The sequence below is a fragment of the Trinickia caryophylli genome (genome assembly GCF_034424545.1).
GTDB classification, from domain to species: domain Bacteria; phylum Pseudomonadota; class Gammaproteobacteria; order Burkholderiales; family Burkholderiaceae; genus Trinickia; species Trinickia caryophylli.
In genome coordinates this window covers 1,621,301-1,639,160 of record NZ_CP139970.1, presented here as the reverse complement: position 1 = coordinate 1,639,160, position 17,860 = coordinate 1,621,301, and the positions used below count along the sequence as shown (strand labels likewise).

The window sequence follows — 17,860 nt, the reverse complement described above, 5'->3', positions numbered from 1 at the left end:
CTTACGAATCGCATTGGATGGCGCGCTTGCCGTAGCGGCTCGCCGGGAGCATGAGTGATCGAATGAGTGAAAACAAAATTGACCTGTCGCCCTTTTGCATGAGGGCGCGAGGCTTCCTGGAACAGCAGCGCATCGACGATGCGCTCGCCCTGTATGGCGACGTGCTGCAAGTCGATCCGGACAATGCGCTGGCACTGGCCGATCGTGGCACGGTCTACGCGATGCTCAAGAAGTTCGATTTGGCGCTCGGCGACCTGGAGCGGGCTTTTGCGCTCGGCTACGCCGACGTGACGGCGTATTGCACCATCGGAAATATCTTCTTCCAACTGAAACAGCCGCAGAAGTCGCTCGAGTACTTCAACAAGGCGATCGAGCTGGATGCAAGCTACCCATTCGCCTACTACAACAGATCAAACGTGCTGCACGAATTGGGCGATGACAAAGCCGCTATTGCCGATCTGGAAAAGTGCCTGGTGTTCAATCCCGACGAAAACATGAAGCAGCTGATCGTGCGTCGCCTCGATCTGTTGCGTGCTTGACGCTCGAGCGCCTCGTCTACCGCAACGGCAACATCGACCGCATCCACGGCCGGCTCACGGCCCTTGAACGGACCGTTTAGTGCGTACGCTGGTAATCGTTGGCGCGTTCTTCCCGTTCGAGCGCGACTATCGCTGCTTTCTAAACGCAACTGCCCAAGCAGTGCGCACGCCGCGCATACCGGCGTGTCGCCCGTGCGAGGGATGGCGAACCGTCGAGCGGCCGTGCAGCCGCCGTCGCCGGGTAATGTGTAGCGCATTGTATCTACGCCCCGTCGGGAAACACGCGCTTGCAGATGACGCTCGAACCGGAAACAAGCCGGATACGTCGCGGCGATCAAATATCGATACGCAAGGTTGATCACTCACCTGCGGTACTTCGAACCGATCCGCTATTCAATCCGTCTTGTGGAGAACATCATGAGCGCCATCAAACTTGTCGCCGTTGCTGCTTCGACAAATACCCGTGCGCTGGTCATCGCAACGTGAGTGAAGAACGATGGCGACGGCGCGCGGGCGTGCGCGACGGCGCGTTCGAGCGCTGCGGGCACGACATGCCCGAGTAAGCGCCGCGTTCCGTCGCGCACCAGATCATGCAATTCCTCGACACATGATTCGTTAGCGTCCAGCGTCGAGGAACCGTTGGCCGCCTGCCGGCGGCACGTGCTAGCGCAGCGCGTCGCTCGTCTGATAGCTGCGCGCCGTGACCGACATGAGCCCGCCGAGGATGACGCCGTTCAGCAGCGCGTTGATCCCCGCCGTGGCGGCTCGCTCGCGCCATTCCGAATCAAGACTAATCGCGTGCAGCACGCCGGCTGCGATCATCGCCGGGACGAATTGATTGAAGGTGCGTACGTCGACGCGTTCGAGTTGCCGCGCGAGTTCCTTGTTGCTGAACGGGTTATGCGAGCTCCAATGAACGCTGCGCACATGCCGCTCGTCGGCGGTTTGGAGATTGCGCTCGACGGCATTGTCGATCAACGTGTCCTCGACCGACGATGTGGCCGCATTGGCGAGCCCCGCAATGGCCCCCGCGGCCGTCGCAAGACCGAGTCCCGCATCCCATGCGGCGCGGCCCCCGAGCACGACCTGCATCAGCATCTGCGAGACGAATTCGATCGTTGCTACAGCACCTCCGTAAACCAGGTGGCTTGACGCCGTGAGGTCGGACGGGCGCAGCTTGCCGCCGTTGGCTGGGAGGGGCGCGTCGGGATGGCCGACGCGAACCGTATTGATCGTAGGATGAAGCAGCTCGCGGCCGCTGGACAGAAGGTGGCCGCGTACTTGAATAGCGAGCATTGCCTGCGCGATCGGCACATAGTCGGGGTGCGTGCGCGCGAGAGCGGTCAGGATCAACGAAGCGATATCGCAGGCCAATGCGCCCGTGCGCTGAATGCCCTGCCATACGCGGCGCGACGTATGGTCCGGCGAGTCGGTCGTTTCCCCGAGAAACGCACGCGTGGCGGCGTCCGCGCGGGCTTCGCTGTGCCAGGTCGAGCCCAACTGACGCACAAGCGACCACGTCGTCAGCGCGATTTGCGAGGCGAGTGCACCGTCGGGATGCGTTTCGATCATCCTCGCCACGGCAGGCGCCGCGAGTCCCTGTACGGCCGTGCGTACGCCAGCCACCGGCACCAGATGGCGAGCGGCTTGCATCGCCATATACAGCGGCAGGCCTGCGCGCCGCGGTGCTGTCGTCGACCCGAGACTCTCCGAGGCCGATGTGGGTTGCTCGTCTGCGTGCGTGACGGCGGCGGACGGCGCAGCGGGGGACGGCTGCGCACGCCGATCGTCGTCCGTGGGCAGGGCTGCGGGGGCTGCTGCGGGGGCGGCCGGCGCGGCGTCGATCGACGCGCGGGCGCGCGTGCTCTGTACCGCAGGCAGGCTGTTGCGGCGCTGGATCAGCCTGCCTGCGGGGGGGGCCGCTGCCGAACGCCGCGCCGGTGGCGCGAGGCCGGCAAGCGCGCCCTCCGATGCGCTGCGACGCAGCGGCCGCGCAATCGCGGCGGCGGACGGGGGAGCGTCCGTCTCTGCGGGCGAGGTGAAGTCGGCGGGGGGCAGGTGGGATTGGATCATGTCGGGCATGGGAAGTCCTGGTTGCGTACGTCGTGGAAGCGGGGGAGGCCCGCGGGACGCCCAACTTTTGTCGATCCAGATTGCGCGCACGTGACGCGAAAGTGCCCGCTTCGCCTATCGCGACAGCCGTGCGTGGTCTTGTCGCTTGCCCTCTATCCGTCCGGAAAACAAAGCGTCACAGCTCATGTGCCCACGTGCAGCCGCTACATTCGTCGGCCGCGCACGGCTTCGGGGTAAGCGACCCCGCTTGGCATATGGCCGCAAGGAAACGCCAAGAACGGCGTGACGTGCTCCCACGCGCGCTGCCATGACTGCACGATCATCGGGCATCCGATGCCCCCGGGACCCTCAGCGACCGCCTGCAGCGCCTGCTGCGCAGAGACCGGTCGCAGTGCCGCGTCAAGGGCCTTGCAGACCTTGTAGCTGGCGTAATCCAGACTGTTGCGGATCAGGTGCACGATGCAGGTCTGCACGGCCGTGCGGGGGTAAGCGGTGCCGATTGCGTCGGCCAGCCCCTTCAGGCCGTCAACCACCGCAATCAGGATGTCGTGGCAACCGAATTGAAGGTCCGTGGCGCCAACAACCGGCATCCGAAGCGCTCGGGCAGGTAGGCTGTGAGGCAAGACTAGCGAACCCTTTCGGCAAAGCTGCATGCGCTATAGGCGATCTTGCAGCCTGTTGCGATGCGATTGCACCCGTTCATCGCGTCGCTTTCCGCCTCTTGAAGGCTCGGGGCGCTCGAAGTGTTAAAGCGGTCTTGCCCCCAGCCAATGGCAACACATTGGTTGTGATAAGCGAGCTGCAATTTGCAGTGCGCGCTGCCAAATTTTTCGCAGTCATGTGTAGCGGCATCGATCGCGTCTTGCCTGCTCGCGCGGCCCGTTACCAAGCCGGCCTGTCCTGTCTTTCCATCGACCACAACAGCACCCCACCGATCGGCCCAAACCGCCGGCGGAGGTGCTGTTTGCTGACCGCCTTGGTAGTAAGGCGAGTTTGATCGATCAGGCGGAATACAGCCAGAGTTGCCAGCAGAGGGAATACCGGGAGCGCATTGAGCGAACGCCGCCTGCGCGAAAATCATAGTCCCCAAAAAAGCTAGCCATTTCATGGTGCCTCCATGGTGAAGTGAGTTCGCCGCTCATTGAATCGGAAAATCGACGCGGCTGGCATTAATGGCGAGTTTGTACCCCATCGTATCTACGCGCTGCCAGGAAACACACGCTTGCAGATGACGCTCCAAACGGAAACAAGCCGGATACGTCGCGGCGGTCAAATATCGATACGCAAGGTCGATCACCGACCTGCGGTACGCAGAACCGATCGCCAACCGATCCTTCATTCAATCCGTCTTGTGGAGAACATCATGAAAGCCATCAAACTCGTCGCCGTTGCCGCACTCATCGCCGCTCCCGCGCTCTCGTTCGCTCAGGCGAGCCAGGGCCTCACGCGTGCCCAGGTCCGCGCCGAACTCATCGAACTCGAGAAGGCCGGCTACAACCCCGCAGGCGATCACGCGCACTACCCGGAGGCCATCGAAGCGGCAAGCGCGCGTTTGCATGCGCACGACGGTGCTTCGTCGAACGTCGCGGCCGGTCCCGCCACGACCGAGTACGGCGGTGTCGCGAGCGGTGCCTCGAACTCGGGCGCGCCGCGTGTAACGGGCCGCGCGTTCGCGCCCTCGACGCAGGACGACATCCCCGGCCTGGGCCCGATCTACGCGCATTCCTGAACCCGCGACATGGGTGGGCCGAGGCGTCATCCGACGCAATCCCTGAAGCAGGCAAGCGTGATCGCCGGCTTCGAGTCCCACGTCAACTTTGAAGCGCCCCTGGGCTGCGGCGTCGACAACCGACGCCGCAGCGCCTCGCAACGCGCTGTCAGCCGGCTCGACAACGTCGGCGATCTAATTCTCCAATGTGCCAACCGCTATGAACGGTGCATCTGATCTGCGTAGCGGTTAAGTACCCAGCCCCGGAACGGACAGTCCATGATGGCCGCCATGCCCGGCCATGAGCGCGACGATCTCGGCTACCTGGCTTGGGACGCCGAACGTCCGTCGCCGCCCGAGCCGCGCCGGCGCCGAATGCATCCCATTGCGCCTGCCCTTGCCGCGAGGCATGCGCACGCGGCCTCCGGCTCGACTTCTCTTCCCCGCCTGCTCGTGCGGTCATCGGGACAAAAAATGTCCTGATGCGCGCGTAACCTTGTGTCTACGGAGCGAACTTCCGTGAACCGCGCGATGCATCGGCTGCGACGGTAAACGACGATCGTCGTCCGCGCGTCTTCGGCGATGGCACCGCATGCCGCGCGCCATCCCTCAATCGAACTGTCAGGGGCCGACACCATGAGCAATCAAGCGAACGTCAGCGGAAGCCACAACTTCATCGACCAGGGGACGAACTTCGGAACCAAGGTGCTGGGCGACCACAATCAGGTCGAGGTGAGCACGCACGATACCTACATCGTTCAGCCTCGCACCGAGATCCGGCAGTACTTTTCGAATCCCGCTTCGCGCGGCGAAACGCAGAACCAATCGGCGTTCTGGAGCGGCATCGTCATGACTGCTTTCACGTCGTGGCTCTATGTCAAGCACTTCGATGCGACGGCCAGTTGCCTGCGCTACGGTGCGGTGGCTTCGGCATTGCCCGCGTTATTGGCGCTCGTGTTGTTCGTACTCCGGTCGCGCTCGGATTCGTGCACGGCCCGCGAAGCGGGGACGGTGGCGCTCGGGCCTGCGGTTGCCGTCGCGCTGCTGACGCTGCTCGATTACGTCGCCGGGGCGTTTCCGCGCGAACTGTTCGCGCTCGTCAACGATCGCAATATGCTGCGCTTTTGGCTGACATTGTCGGAGCCGCAGCGTCAGGCGTTGATGCAGAACATCGTCGCGCTCTTTTTTGTCGCGCTCGGCGTCGGCATCAATTTCATGATGAGCCTGCATACGATGAGCGACGAAGTGCTCGCGAAGCGGGCGCCCACCGCAGCGGTGCGGATTTTCGCGTTGACCTACCGCTTCCGTCCCGCCAGTGCGTTGATCAAGCAGTTGCTGTTCATCGCCATCGCACTGCTGTCCGTGACGGGTAAAGGCGTGGCGTGGTATCGGCAAGCCATCGAACTGGTCGTTGCGCTCTTGTGAGCGCGGCCGGGCATCGGCGTTCGACTTGATTCGGAAGCGTGTACTCTCTAATATCGGTGCATGAGCCAATCTTCCATTCCCGGCGGGGCCTCCCGCGGCCCCGGCCGCCCGCGCGAATTCGACCTCGATGCCGTGCTCGACAAGGCGATCGGCGTGTTCAGCGAATATGGCTATCACGCCACGTCGCTGAGCAGGCTCACGGCTGCGGTGCAAATCACCGAAGGCAGCCTCTACAAGGCGTTCAGCGACAAGCGGGCGGTGTTTATCGCCGCATTCGAACGCTACGTCTCGCTGCGCGGGGAGCGTCTTGCGCAGGCGCTCGAATCGGCGCAGACAGGGCGTGAGTGCGTACGGGCGATGCTCGAGGTCTACGCCGAATACAGCCAGGGCAAGAGCGGCAGACGGGGGTGCCTTGTGGTGGGCAGTGCTGTCGACCTGGCCAGTTCCGATCCGGAGATGGCCAAGCGCGTTGCCGCTGCGCTCGGCGCGCACGAAAAGCGTCTCGCCTCGTTCATTCGCCAAGGCCAGGAAGACGGGTCGATCTCGCCGGCTATCGATGTCGCGGCAACCGCCCTGACGTTGCTATCGGTCCTCCAGGGAATGCGCGTGCTCGGCAAGACCGGCCGCTCGCGTGACGAGGTGGCGGGCTTGGTTGAAAGCGCGCTTCGGCTCCTCGACTAGAGATTGTTTGCGGTATCGAGAGCTCGATATCGCGTATCTTGCCTGCTCTCGCCGGCATTCATGCTCGCGCGCTCCATTTTTCCGGCAACTCCCTCGTATAACGTCTTCGATATCTGTCATGGTTTCGTCGTAAAAAGGCGGGTGCGCGCGGTTCGATCCGGCGTCGGTAAATATTTTTAAGAACTGCAAACGTTTGCGCTCGCATTGCGTCGAGACTTTAACGATTGTTTGCAATTCAATTTAAAAAAATTCGGATAATCGCGTTCTGCCGGGATTAGCCGCAGTGCCTTTCAGCGCGGTTCATCCCCGGCGCATGCGGCAGGCAGACCATCTGCCGCATGCGGCTGGGCGAATATCTGCCCACCGGTGCAGTCCAGAGGCCGTGCGTGCGGGACGCGCGCGCATTGCAGGCTTCATTGTCCGCCGGCCGCGTGGGGCGCCCGTGCGACCTTGCGCGGTCCACTTCTGCATGGGTATTAATCGAACGGGCGATGGCCGGTAAATAGCCGGAATACGGGGTGCTTCAGCGGTTTCGCATGATTTTCGGCCGGATGAAACCGTCAGTGCCCGACGCAGGGCATTCAATAAAATCGATACGGGCACGGATGTGATGGCACAAAAGATTTTATCCGTCTTCGGCACTCGGCCGGAGGCGATCAAAATGGCTCCCGTCGTAAAGGCGCTCACGCAGACGCCGGAACTCGAATCCGTTGTCTGCGTAAGCGGCCAGCATCGCTCGATGCTGGCTCAGGCGCTCGATATCTTCGATATCGTCCCGCGATACGACCTTGCCCTCATGACGGGCAATCAGTCGCTCAACGAGCTGGCCTCGCGCCTCATTGCGGCGTTCGACGCCGTGCTCGCGCAAGAGGAGCCGGACCGTGTGCTCGTGCACGGCGATACCACCACCGCTTGTGCCGCAGCGCTTGCCGCGTTTCATCGCCGGATTCCCGTCGGCCATGTCGAGGCGGGGCTGCGCACCGGCGACATGGCCAGGCCGTGGCCCGAGGAGATGAACCGGCGCGTAGTCGATGCCGTGAGCGATCTGATGTTCGCGCCGACCGCCAGTGCGAGAGCCAACCTGCGGGCCGAAGCGCTTCAGGGGCGTATCGTCGTGACGGGCAACACGGTCATCGACGCGCTCTATCAAACGGTCGCGCGCATCGACGCGGATGCCGCTTTGCGGGCCTCGCTCGACAATGCTTTGCCCGAAATCGACGACACGAAGCCTGTCGTACTCGTGACCGGGCACCGGCGCGAGAGCTTCGGCGAGGGGCTCGCATCGATCTGCGAGGCGCTCGACGAACTCGCCCGGCGCGACGGCGTACAGATCGTCTATCCGGTCCATCTGAACCCGAACGTTCGCGGGCCGGTGCATGCGCTCGTCGGCAATTCGCCCAACGTGCATTTGATCGAGCCGCTCGGCTATCTGCCCTTCGTGCGGCTCATGCAGCGCGCGTCGATCGTGCTCACGGATTCGGGCGGCGTGCAGGAGGAGGCACCCGCGCTCGGCAAGCCGGTGCTCGTCATGCGCGAAGTCACCGAGCGTCCGGAGGCGCTCGCGGCGGGCGCGGTGCAGTTGGTCGGCACGCGCCGGGAAACGATCGTCTACGCCGCGCGCGTCCTGCTCGAGGAAATCCGCGCCGGCGTCACCCCACGCGCGCCGATCAGCCCGTACGGCGACGGACGCGCGTCCGAGCGCATTGCTGCCGCGATCGCGGGCATGCCGTTCAGCGAGTTCATGGGCAGCGCTGCCTCGCGGCAGCTGTCCTGCCTGCCGGACGCGGTCGGGGCGCTCGCTTAGCGCGCATCGCGTTCGACATTGCGCCTGCGCCATTCGCGGGCGGGCTCCCGCAGTGGGATCGCACAAGTGGGGCGTGGTATGCGACGCGCCGGGCCGCGCTTTCGATTCCCGTTGTTCATCGACTCAGTTTTCGCGTATTCGATCAAGGATCGGCCGTGATTTTCGATATCGCTTCGCGCCTCGCGGCGCCTCTTCGTCTGGCGGCCTTGACGGCGCCGGCTCTATTTCTTTTCACGACCGGCCAGGCCGCGGCGGCACAGGACGGTGTGACCGATGCGTTTGCCCGCCTGGGCGAGGGGCGCCTGGTCTCGCGAACGGTGTCGCTCGCCGATCTCGGCATTCGCGAGCCGATCGTATTCTCCGCGCCCGATACGCGCAGCGAACTCTATCTGCCTGTGCCGGCCGGCGTATCGATCGCTGATGCAAGCCTCCAACTGGATGGGAGCTACCTGCGCGCCGACGGCGGACGCACGACCATGCTGGTTTCGCTCGACGGCGTACCCGTAATGTCGCGCGGCTTCACGCAGCCGCAGGGCGACGCCGCAGCCACGATCGGCGTTGCCGGGGTGCCGCGGCCGAGCGGTTTCGTACGTGTCGGGCTGCAATGGTCTTCCGTCATTGACGACCGGCTCTGTACCGATCAGACGGCGGTCGGCAACGTACTGCGCGTCGCACCTGGCTCGCGACTCACCTATCGCTACGATCCGGCGACGATTGCCGATGTGCGCACCGCCTGGAGCACCTTGCCGATCACGCCCGTGGTCGCCGTTTCGGGCCGGCGCGTCCAGGCACCGGCGTTCGATACCGCGTGGCGCGTCGAAGCGCTCATGGAACGGGAAGGGCGCGCCCCGGCCACGATCGCGTGGCCGGCGGTGGGCGACGCCGTTGACGTGAGCGGCATCGACGTGCCCGCCGCATTGCGTGCGGTACCGGCATTCGCGGCACTGGCGCACGGCGGCTCGGCCACCCTCGCCGATGCGGCGCAGGTCGGCGCGCTGATCGCGCTCGCCCCGCGCGGCTTTGCACCCGACGTGATCGTTGCCGACGACGCCATGCGCCGCGCCACGGTGCAGGCACTCGATGCGCTGCGCGCGCAGATCGCGGCCGTATCCTCCGATGCGGCCGCGGCGTTCGACTCATGGCGGGCTCGCTCGCTGGCGCCGATCGTGAACCCGCTCGCGCCCGGCGAGGTGCGGCTCGCACGGCTGCCGGGGCAAACAGCGATCGTCGTCGGCGATCCGGTCTCGGTCGAGGCGCTCTCGCGCGCGTGGCGGCCGATCGGCGCCGCGGACCGGTACGTCGTTCATCGTCTCGACGAAGCCCCTTATGCGCACGGCGAACGCGTCTCGTTGTCGGCGCTCGGCGGCGTGCCGCGCACGCTCGACGTGCTCGCCCGCGCGGTGTGGGAGGCCAGCTTCGATCTTGCCGCCGTCGCGGCCGGCGGCCGCTTGCCCGGGGACGTGGTGCTCGACGTGATGGCGGCGCCGACGCCTCGTGGCGCGGGCCAGATCGCCTCGGTCTACTTCAACGACGTGCTGATCGCCTCCAGGATGCTCGCCGAAAACGGCAAACCCGAGCGCATCACGGCGCACGTTCCCCGCTATGCGCTCGCACCGGTGAACGCGCTGCGGGTCGTCTTCCAGCGGCGCCTGGAGGGCGGCTGCGAGCCGCGCGGCCAAGGGTACCCGGTGGCGGTACTGCCCACGAGCCATCTCACGCTCGAGCGCGTGAACGCCGATGGCGACGACTTCACCGGCACCATCGCGCGCCTTGCGCGGCAAGCAAACGTGATCGTGCCGCAGGCGTATCTCGACGATGCGCCGGCCGGACTGCGGCGCCTGGCGCGGCTGGCGAGCGTGGCGGGCGCGCCGCTCACCCGCGCCACGTTGACCGTGGCAGCGGGCGCCGATCCGGTCACGCCGGCAGGCCCGTTCCTCGCAGCCGACGTTGCGCTTGCGGGCCAGACGTCGGGCGCACGCCTGTCGGCCGACCGTTTGACGCTGACCGATGCTTCGGGCCGCGCCTACGCCGACGTATCCGGCCTGACGAACCTCGCCGTCATCGAGGTGGCGCAAGCGAACGGCGCGGCAGGCATCGCCTATCGCACGCTCGGTGCGAAGGCGCCGCAACTGCCGGCGGCGCTCCAACTCGTGCACGGCGACGTGGCGCTCGTCTCCGCGAACGCTCCGGCGCAGTTCTTCGATTCGCGTCACCCGGGCGAACCCGCGACGGCAGCCACCGCCGCGGACGATCGAGACTGGGCTGGGTGGCCTTGGATGGTCGCGGGCGGGATCGTGGGCCTGATCGTGCTGCTGCTCGCCTCGCACTTCGTTCGCCGTCGCCATCAGTCGAAGGACCGGGCGTGATGGATCTTGCCGCGCTGCAGTGGTACGGCGGCTACGCGATGAGCCGCTATTACTCGGGCCTCGAGACGATGGCCGGCGTCGTGGCCGTGCTCATCTTCGTCTCGAGCCTCGACGATCTGTTCATCGATCTCTGGTTCTGGTCGCGCGAGGCGTACCGGCGTTTCACCGTAAAGCGGCGACACAAGCCGCTTACGGCGGAGCAATTGCACGTGCGTGCCGAGCAGCCGATCGCCATCATGGTGCCCGCGTGGCTCGAGCACGATGTGATTGCGGCGATGCTCGAAGACCTCGTGCGCGTGCTGGACTATCGCAACTACGTCGTTTTCGTGGGCACTTACCGCAACGATGCGCGGACGATCGCCGAGGTCGAGCGCATGCGCCGGCGCTACCGGCAGCTGTGCCGCATCGAGGTGCCGCACGATGGACCGACCTGCAAGGCCGACTGCCTGAACTGGGTCGTTCAGGGCATTCTGAAATACGAGCGCGAAAGCGAGATCGAGTTCGCGGGCGTGGTGCTGCACGACAGCGAGGACGTGCTCCATCCGCTCGAGCTCAAGTTCTTCAACTACCTGCTGCCGCGCAAGGACATGATCCAGCTTCCCGTCGCCTCGCTCGAACGCCATTGGTTCGAACTCGTGGCCGGCACGTACATGGACGAGTTCGCCGAGTGGCATGCGAAGGATCTCGTAGTGCGCGAGAGCCTCGCGGGGACGGTGCCGTCGGCCGGCGTCGGCACCTGCTTCTCGCGTCGCGCGCTCGCCGCGCTCATCGGCGAAACCGGCAATCAGCCGTTCAATACCGAAAGCCTCACCGAGGATTACGACGTCGGCAACCGCCTCGGAACGATGGGAATGCAGTCGATTTTCGCGCGCTTTCCCGTGACCTTTTCGACCCGTCGCAAGTCGTGGTTTGGCCTCGGTCCCGAGCGCGAATTCACGCTGACGATGCCGCTTTGCGTGCGCGAATTCTTCCCCGACACGCTGCGCACGGCGTATCGCCAGCGTGCGCGCTGGACGCTCGGCATCGGCATGCAGGGGTGGCGGCAGACAGGGTTTTCGGGGTCGCTCGCGAATCGCTACTTGCTGATGCGCGATCGCAAGGGCGTGGTGACGTCGTTCATCGGCATGCTCGCGTACCTGCTCGTCATCCAGTTCGTTGCATTCGAACTCGCGCAGGCGCTCGGTCTCACCCCAGCGTTTCCGGCGTCTCCGCTCGCGGATGCGCACTGGTTCCAGTGGCTGCTGTGGGCCAACGGCTGCGCGCTCGCACTGCGCGCCGCTCAGCGCGTCTATTTCGTCACGCGGCTCTACGGCTGGGAGCACGGTCTGTTGTGCCTGCCGCGCATGATCATCGCCAACTTCGTGAACTTCATGGCCGTCGCGCGCGCGTGGCGGCTCTTCGCCGTGCACCTCGTGACCGGCAAGCGGCTCGCGTGGGACAAGACGATGCACGATTTTCCCTCGGCCGACGGCCTGACCGAGCGCCGCCAACGCCTTGGCGAGCTGCTGCTCTCCTGGCAGGCGATCGATGCCAGCCAGCTCGAGAGCGCCCTGAACGAGGGGTATGCGCGCGAGGCGCCGCTTGGCCGGGTGCTGATGGCGAAGGGATGGCTCGACGAAGAAACGCTGGCCGAGGCGATCGCGTTCCAGGCCGATCTTCCGCGCGGCGCGCTCGATCTGAGCGCGCTCGATCGTCACGCCGCACGGCTGCCGCTCGACACGGTCGTTCGCTACCGCGTGCTGCCCGGCGGCGAGGGCCCGGCCGGCCATGCGATCGTGCTCGCCGCGAGCCCGGTTGGCGATGCCGCGATCGCCTCGTTGGAAACGCAGTTGGGCCAGCCGGTCGCGCTGCACGTCGTGCGCGAGGGCGAGATTGCCGCAGGCCTGCGCCATCTGCGCGGCGGCGTGGCGGTGCGCACGTCGGACGCCCACGGCAGCGGCGCACCCGAGGCCGGAGCCGGCGGCCGCGGCGTTCCGCTCATCGGCGATATGTTGATCGAACACGGATACGTGAAACGGCATGCGTTCGACGCCGCGTTGACCGATTACCGCCCCGACCGGCATGGTCGCATCGGCGAGTACATGGTGGCGCGCGGCGTGATCTCGCGCGAGGCCCTCTCCCATGTCATCCAGGAGCAGCGCCGTCTGAGCGGCCTGCCTGCCGCGATATGAGCCGGCGCCATCTCCTTTCGCGCCAGCGCGATCCCTCTTTGCGCATGTGCGCGGTGTCGTTCCGCCGCATGCGGCTGAGCGCGATCGCCTGCGGCGCTTCGCTCGCGCTCGCCGTCACGCCGCTCGCGGCAGCGGCCGACGCCGGCTCCGCCGCTTCCTCCACGCCGGCCGCATCGGCGCCGCCGGCGCCGGTGAGGGGCGAGGCCCCGCTCACCGGGCCGGCATGGCGTCTCGCCCACCTCGCCTATGCAAGCTACAACGCCGGGCGCTATGCGTCGGCGGCCGACCAGGCGCAAGCGGCTATCCGGCTGCGTCCCGACTCGCTGCGCTTGCGGCTGCTGCTCATCTATGCGCTGCAAAAGGCTGGGCGCATCGCCGATGCCGATCGTGCCGTCGATGCGGCGCTTGCCGCCGGGATGCGCGCGCCGGAATTGACGGCCGCGAAAGCCAATCTGACGGGAACGCTGGGTGCGGGCGGCGATGCGAACAGCGAGGCCTACCGCAAGGCGTTTCCGATCGCGACGCAGGCCTATGCCGAGTACAACCGCAGCGAGTACGGGGCGGCGGCGAGCGATGCGGAAACCGCGTTTCGAACGGACCCGTCGCGCGGAGCGTGGGCGTTGCTGTGGGTGGCGGCGCTCGAAGCGCAAGGCAAGCTCGACGCCGCCGTGCAGGCGGCCCATGCGGCGCTCGCACTCGGCGCGCCCAACCGGAGCGATCTCGTCGCACGCGAGCAGGCGCTTCGCCGCCGGATGGCGCAGGACCCGGCCGCCAAGAGCTACCAGGCGCCCGACGCTTCCACCGCCGTGCCGTTCGCGCGCGAGGCGGTGGCGCTCGCCGCGGACGTCGAAAGTTACCGGTTGCTGCTCGTCACCTCGCTGATGCTCGACGAACAGCTGGCCGAGGCGGAGGACGCGGCGACCGATGCCTTGCACCAGGACGACGGCAATACGGTTGCGCGTGTCATGCGCGGCTACTTGCGCCAGCGTCAGATGAAGACCGCGCTCGCGAACGAGGACTTCGACGCCGTGCTTCGGCAGGATTGGCTCGACGACGCGCAAAAGCGCCACGCACGCCTGATCGCGGCGGACGCGGCGCTGGCGGCCGGCGACATCGGGCGCGCGCAGGCGCTGCTGCAACCGCTCGACGCGAAGGATCCGGCGGTGGCCGTGCGCATGCGTCGCGCGAAGGAAGGCGGCCGGGTGCCCGAGTCGCTCGCGCTCGATGACTACCCGGCGCCGATCCAGGATTGCCGCGATACGCCCTACGGCACCTCGTGCGAACTGCTGCCGTACGACTCGTCGGACCTGACAGCGCCGGCGGCGCGCGCGATCGCCGCGTATTCCCGCAAGGATTACCCGCAAGCCGTGCAGGAGGCGCGCAAAGCCGTGCAGCGCGACCCCTCGAACCCGGCGATGCAGCGCTTGCTGACGACGACGCTCTCGTCCGGCACGCCAGCGCAGCAAGCGGAGGCTGCGCAGCGGCTCGACGCGGACGTGGCCGCCCATCCCGGCGATGCGCTGCTCTTGAGGCAGCGCGGCTATCTGAACCAGCGGCGCGGCCGTTTCAGGGAGGCCGCGGACGACTTCGCCGCGGCGCGCGCGAGCGGCCATGCGCCTGCGGCGGTGATCCTCGACGAGGCCTATGCGCTGGCCGGTGCGGGCGACCGGCGCGGCGCCGTGGACGCTTTCAGGCGCGCAATCGATCTCAACGACGAGGGTGCGCTGCCCATGACGCCGCAGCAGCGCTTCGACACGCGCAGCACGGCCACCGGGTTGTCTCGCGAGTGGGGCGCGACAGTATCGGTGGGATACCGCGGCGCGCGCCCGGCCGGCGCCGGGTTGGGCGGCGCGCCCATCACGGTGCCCGGCGATGCCGTGTTCGGCACGGCCGAGGTGTTCTGGCGCCCGTCCAACGTTCTCAATACGGCCACGCGCGTGTTCGAGCTTTACGGCCGCCTCTCGGACACGCTCGCCAACAGCGACGGCGCGACGCCCGATCAGCGCATCGCCGATCCGTGCACGGGGGCGCTGACGAACATCGGCGGCAGTACCAACAGCGGGCTCGCTGGCGTGCCGACGACGACGGGCGCACTTGGCCTGCGCTTCACGCCGTCGACGGAGCTCGGGCTGACGTTCGGCCTCGAGCGCCAGTTCATGCTCGGCTCGGCCACGCGCTCGGGCACGCTCACGCCGGAGTCGCCCGCGCTGCGATGCCGGCTGAGCGGGCGCGATCCGGCCAACCCCGCGGCGGCGGCGACGAGCGCGCCGATGACCGCGCACTACAGCTCGCGCGCCGGCAATGGCGGCTGGCTTGCCTACGTGACCTACGGCTATTACACGGGCACGGGCCTGCGCCTGGACCAGCCGAGCTGGTTCACGACCGAAGCCTATATGCAAGGAGGCTACTCCTGGCAGGACATGCCGACGGCGTTCTGGCTGACCGATACCGCGACGGGCGAAACGCGCTATCGCACCTCGGGCCGCTACAAGCGCCAGCAACTCTTCGCCGCCTATGAAGTCCGGCTTGGCCGCAGTTATCGCATCGATGCCGTCAGCGATCGGCTCGTGATCTTTCCTTACGTCGTCGTGGGTGGCGACATCGTCGACGAGAACGATCGTGTGGATGTGCCCGGCGCCGGCGATGGATCGATCGCGCTTCAAGGCAACGGCAAGACATGGTCGATGGGCGCGGGGCTCGGTTTGAATTTTCGCTACTGGTTCCGCGAAGGCCACTACGACGGGCCGCGTTCCCGTGTCGATTGGTCGACGCAGTACCGCTTCAACGTCGGCGGCGGGCAGGCGGACCGGAGCAAGGGTCTGTTCATGACGGTGACGTTTTCTTATTGACCGGCGGGGCCGCGTGTTCGCGCAGTGCGATGCGCGGGCCACCCGCGTTGCCATACGAGGAGGAATGGGCTGTATGAATCAGGGCGTTTCAGCACCGCTACAGGCGGCCATCGGCTCGCTGCGCCGCCTCGCGCGCGGCGCCGCCGTCAGCGCGCTCGCATTCGGCGCATTGAGCGCGCTCGGCGCGGCCGGCGCGCTTGCGCAGCAGACCTCGGCGATGGTCGTGAAAGGCAGGGACGGGTGGCTCTTTCCCGGCTGGGGCAGCCTGACGCAGGTCGACGAGCGCGGTATCGACGACACCACGCGGCTCGTCGCGAAGGCGCACGAATTGCTCGCGGCGCGCGGCGTCAAGCTCGAAGTCCTGCTGCTGCCCGACAAGACGCTCTTTTACGAGGACAAGCTGCCCGAAGGCCGGGCGTTGAGCCCCGCTGTCAGGCAGCGCTATCGGCTCATCGTGAGCAAGCTCGAGCGCGCCGGCATTCCGACCTTCGACGATGCGGCGATCATGCAGCAGCTCAAGACGTCGGGGCAGGAGGTGTTCTACCGCACGGATCAGCATTGGACCCAGGCCGCCGCCGACGCGGCCGCGCAGGCCACGGCGCAAATGATTGCGCGCGACGTGCCGAAGCTCGGCGGGCAGGTGGGCTCGGGAATGAAGCTTGGCGCTGTCTTCAACGAGCGGCGCTATGGCGATCTCGCACAGCTCTTTCTGACGCCCGACGAGCAAAGGCAGGTCGGCCGGGAGGTCTATACGGTGCGCCGGCAAGCCGACGACGCCGGGCTGCTCGACGATGCGCCCGCCCCCGTGCACGTGACGGGGCACAGCATGGTGCAGCCGTATTTCGGGTTTCCCCAGAAGCTCTCGAATCTCATCGACCGACCCGTGTCGGTCAACTGGAAACCCGGCAACGTCGGCCCCTGGATCGTGCTGCTCGAATACGTGGAGTCTTCCGCCTTCAAGCAACAACCGCCGCAAGTCCTCGTCTGGCAGATGTTCGAGCCGACCTACGAGCAAGGGCCCGATGCGTCGGGCCTGTGGGACAACGCATCGATCATGTCCGCCGACGCGTGGCTCGCACGCCTGCAGACCGCGCTCGGGCACCGCCCATGACGGACCGCGCGGAACGCGCCGCGATGCGGCGCCATCGAACGAGCGCGGCGGTCTGGACGATCCTGCTCGCGGCCGGTTTTGCGTGGGGCGGCTGGCAACTGTGCCGAGCCGGGTCCGATGCGCTGCCTGCCCGGCGCGCGGCCTGGCTCGACGGCTCGGCCGGCCGGGCGCTCGGCGCATTGCTGAAGCTGCCGGCACAAGGCGCGGTGGACACGGTCGGTGCAGCGCTTCGCTACCGGCTGCTCGGCGACGCGGGCGAGCAGGTGGCGCTCGGCTGCCCGCAGTGGATGTTCTACCGCGACGGCTTTCGTCCGCAGCCGGGCGTGGGCGCCGACGTGCTCGGCGAGCGCTTGCGGCTCATGCGCTATTGGACGCGGCAGTTGCGTGCCCGACAGATCGCGGTGCTCGTCGTCGCGGTGCCGGACAAGTCGCGCATCGAGGCGGCCCATCTATGCGGGCAGCCGGTAGCGAGGCCCATGCGCGAACGCCTCGACGTCTGGCAGCAGGCGCTGAGCGAGGAGGGGGTGCCGTTCGTCGATTTGCGGGGGACGCTGGCGGGCCGCGCGCAGCCGGTGTTCTTCCGCACCGACGTGCATATGAACGCCTACGGCGCGGCGCTCGCGGCGCAAGCCGTCGCGAGTGCGGCGTTGCCGCTGCTCGGCGGAGCGAAGGGCGCGCAGTCGTTCCACGTCGAAGGCTCCGGCCAGCCCCAGCCGCGCATGGGCGATCTGATCGAGCTGTCGGGCCTCGCGCGGGCGCGCCCTGGCTGGCGGCCGGAGCTCGAACGTGTGGCGCCGCTGCGAATCGAGCCGGTGCGCGGCGGGGGGCTGCTCGACGACGGGCCGCCCGTCGAAGTGCTCCTTGCCGGCAGCTCGAACGGGCGCCGCAGCAGCTTCGCCGAACGGCTCGGCATGGGGCTCGGGCGCGAAGTCTGGAATGTGAGCATCGACGGCGGGCAGTTCGGTAAAGCGCTGATCGCAGCCATGAACGCGCGTGCGACGTGGCCGTCGACGGTGCGGCTCGTCATCTGGGAGTTCTCGGAGTACGCGTTGTCGCTGCCGCTCACCGACGACGAGAAAGCCGCATTGCGCGCCATCGCGCACGACGGCCACCCGGCCTGAACGGATCCTTGC

At 66.9% G+C, this 17,860-nt stretch carries 13 protein-coding genes and 1 pseudogene; 10 read left to right on the top strand and 4 right to left on the bottom strand.

Features of this window, described 5'->3' with window-relative positions; translation table 11 throughout:
- Positions 1-62 precede the first annotated feature (62 nt).
- On the top strand, positions 63-539 hold the full coding sequence (locus U0034_RS07420; protein WP_158243563.1) for a tetratricopeptide repeat protein: 477 nt from the start codon (positions 63-65) through the stop codon (positions 537-539).
- A gap of 663 nt (positions 540-1,202) precedes the next feature.
- Here U0034_RS07420 and U0034_RS07415 read toward each other — a convergent pair.
- The 4 genes and pseudogenes from U0034_RS07415 to U0034_RS07400 all read right to left on the bottom strand — a co-directional run bounded on the left by U0034_RS07415 (position 1,203) and on the right by U0034_RS07400 (position 3,951).
- Positions 1,203-2,621 carry a hypothetical protein gene (locus tag U0034_RS07415; protein ID WP_085228208.1) on the bottom strand — a complete coding sequence of 473 codons (1,419 nt, stop codon included), beginning with the start codon at positions 2,619-2,621 and terminating at the stop codon, positions 1,203-1,205.
- A 254-nt stretch (positions 2,622-2,875) separates the two neighbouring features.
- Positions 2,876-3,169, bottom strand: a pseudogene (locus U0034_RS07410) (transposase); the annotation flags it as partial.
- A 68-nt stretch (positions 3,170-3,237) separates the two neighbouring features.
- The gene (locus tag U0034_RS07405; RefSeq protein ID WP_085228207.1) at positions 3,238-3,720 is read right to left on the bottom strand and encodes a DUF4189 domain-containing protein; all 483 of its coding nucleotides are present in this window, start codon (positions 3,718-3,720) and stop codon (positions 3,238-3,240) included.
- A 30-nt stretch (positions 3,721-3,750) separates the two neighbouring features.
- Positions 3,751-3,951 carry a hypothetical protein gene (locus U0034_RS07400; protein ID WP_085228206.1) on the bottom strand — a complete coding sequence of 67 codons (201 nt, stop codon included), beginning with the start codon at positions 3,949-3,951 and terminating at the stop codon, positions 3,751-3,753.
- 24 nt (positions 3,952-3,975) lie between these two features.
- Here U0034_RS07400 and U0034_RS07395 point away from each other — a divergent pair, with 24 nt between their 5' ends.
- The 9 genes from U0034_RS07395 to U0034_RS07355 all read left to right on the top strand — a co-directional run bounded on the left by U0034_RS07395 (position 3,976) and on the right by U0034_RS07355 (position 17,848).
- A complete protein-coding gene (locus U0034_RS07395; protein WP_085228349.1) occupies positions 3,976-4,341 on the top strand; it encodes a DUF4148 domain-containing protein in 366 nt (121 codons plus the stop codon).
- A 615-nt stretch (positions 4,342-4,956) separates the two neighbouring features.
- Positions 4,957-5,745, top strand: coding sequence for a hypothetical protein (locus U0034_RS07390; RefSeq protein ID WP_085228204.1), 789 nt, complete (start codon positions 4,957-4,959; stop codon positions 5,743-5,745).
- 60 nt (positions 5,746-5,805) lie between these two features.
- Positions 5,806-6,426 (top strand): TetR/AcrR family transcriptional regulator, encoded by a 621-nt coding sequence (locus U0034_RS07385; protein WP_085228203.1) that lies wholly within the window; start codon positions 5,806-5,808, stop codon positions 6,424-6,426.
- 661 nt (positions 6,427-7,087) lie between these two features.
- Entirely contained in the window at positions 7,088-8,230 is a 1,143-nt protein-coding gene (gene wecB, locus U0034_RS07380; protein WP_386091957.1) for a non-hydrolyzing UDP-N-acetylglucosamine 2-epimerase, read from the top strand.
- Between the two features lie 155 nt (positions 8,231-8,385).
- Positions 8,386-10,596, top strand: coding sequence for a cellulose synthase (locus U0034_RS07375; protein WP_085228201.1), 2,211 nt, complete (start codon positions 8,386-8,388; stop codon positions 10,594-10,596).
- Positions 10,596-12,767 (top strand): glycosyl transferase family protein, encoded by a 2,172-nt coding sequence (locus U0034_RS07370; RefSeq protein ID WP_085228200.1) that lies wholly within the window; start codon positions 10,596-10,598, stop codon positions 12,765-12,767. Before U0034_RS07375 ends, U0034_RS07370 begins: the two co-directional genes overlap by 1 nt.
- Complete coding sequence (locus U0034_RS07365) at positions 12,764-15,616, top strand: NfrA family protein (RefSeq protein WP_233212022.1); 2,853 nt, start codon at positions 12,764-12,766, stop codon at positions 15,614-15,616. The genes U0034_RS07370 and U0034_RS07365 overlap by 4 nt, the downstream gene beginning before the upstream one ends.
- 73 nt (positions 15,617-15,689) lie before the next feature.
- On the top strand, positions 15,690-16,727 hold the full coding sequence (locus tag U0034_RS07360) for an alginate O-acetyltransferase AlgX-related protein (protein ID WP_085228199.1): 1,038 nt from the start codon (positions 15,690-15,692) through the stop codon (positions 16,725-16,727).
- Positions 16,724-17,848 carry an alginate O-acetyltransferase AlgX-related protein gene (locus tag U0034_RS07355; protein WP_085228198.1) on the top strand — a complete coding sequence of 375 codons (1,125 nt, stop codon included), beginning with the start codon at positions 16,724-16,726 and terminating at the stop codon, positions 17,846-17,848. The genes U0034_RS07360 and U0034_RS07355 overlap by 4 nt, the downstream gene beginning before the upstream one ends.
- Positions 17,849-17,860: the final 12 nt, after the last annotated feature.

What these genes read in the sequence shown, in the direction of transcription:
- U0034_RS07415 (WP_085228208.1), bottom strand. Translation starts at nt 2,621, where the DNA reads ATGCCCGACATGATCCAATCCCACCTGCCCCCCGCCGACTTCACCTCG.
- U0034_RS07385 (WP_085228203.1), top strand. Translation starts at nt 5,806, where the DNA reads ATGAGCCAATCTTCCATTCCCGGCGGGGCCTCCCGCGGCCCCGGCCGC.
- U0034_RS07390 (WP_085228204.1), top strand. Translation starts at nt 4,957, where the DNA reads ATGAGCAATCAAGCGAACGTCAGCGGAAGCCACAACTTCATCGACCAG.
- U0034_RS07360 (WP_085228199.1), top strand. Translation starts at nt 15,690, where the DNA reads ATGAATCAGGGCGTTTCAGCACCGCTACAGGCGGCCATCGGCTCGCTG.
- wecB (WP_386091957.1), top strand. Translation starts at nt 7,088, where the DNA reads ATGGCTCCCGTCGTAAAGGCGCTCACGCAGACGCCGGAACTCGAATCC.
- U0034_RS07395 (WP_085228349.1), top strand. Translation starts at nt 3,976, where the DNA reads ATGAAAGCCATCAAACTCGTCGCCGTTGCCGCACTCATCGCCGCTCCC.
- U0034_RS07405 (WP_085228207.1), bottom strand. Translation starts at nt 3,720, where the DNA reads ATGAAATGGCTAGCTTTTTTGGGGACTATGATTTTCGCGCAGGCGGCG.
- U0034_RS07370 (WP_085228200.1), top strand. Translation starts at nt 10,596, where the DNA reads ATGGATCTTGCCGCGCTGCAGTGGTACGGCGGCTACGCGATGAGCCGC.
- U0034_RS07355 (WP_085228198.1), top strand. Translation starts at nt 16,724, where the DNA reads ATGACGGACCGCGCGGAACGCGCCGCGATGCGGCGCCATCGAACGAGC.
- U0034_RS07400 (WP_085228206.1), bottom strand. Translation starts at nt 3,951, where the DNA reads ATGAAGGATCGGTTGGCGATCGGTTCTGCGTACCGCAGGTCGGTGATC.
- U0034_RS07420 (WP_158243563.1), top strand. Translation starts at nt 63, where the DNA reads ATGAGTGAAAACAAAATTGACCTGTCGCCCTTTTGCATGAGGGCGCGA.
- U0034_RS07365 (WP_233212022.1), top strand. Translation starts at nt 12,764, where the DNA reads ATGAGCCGGCGCCATCTCCTTTCGCGCCAGCGCGATCCCTCTTTGCGC.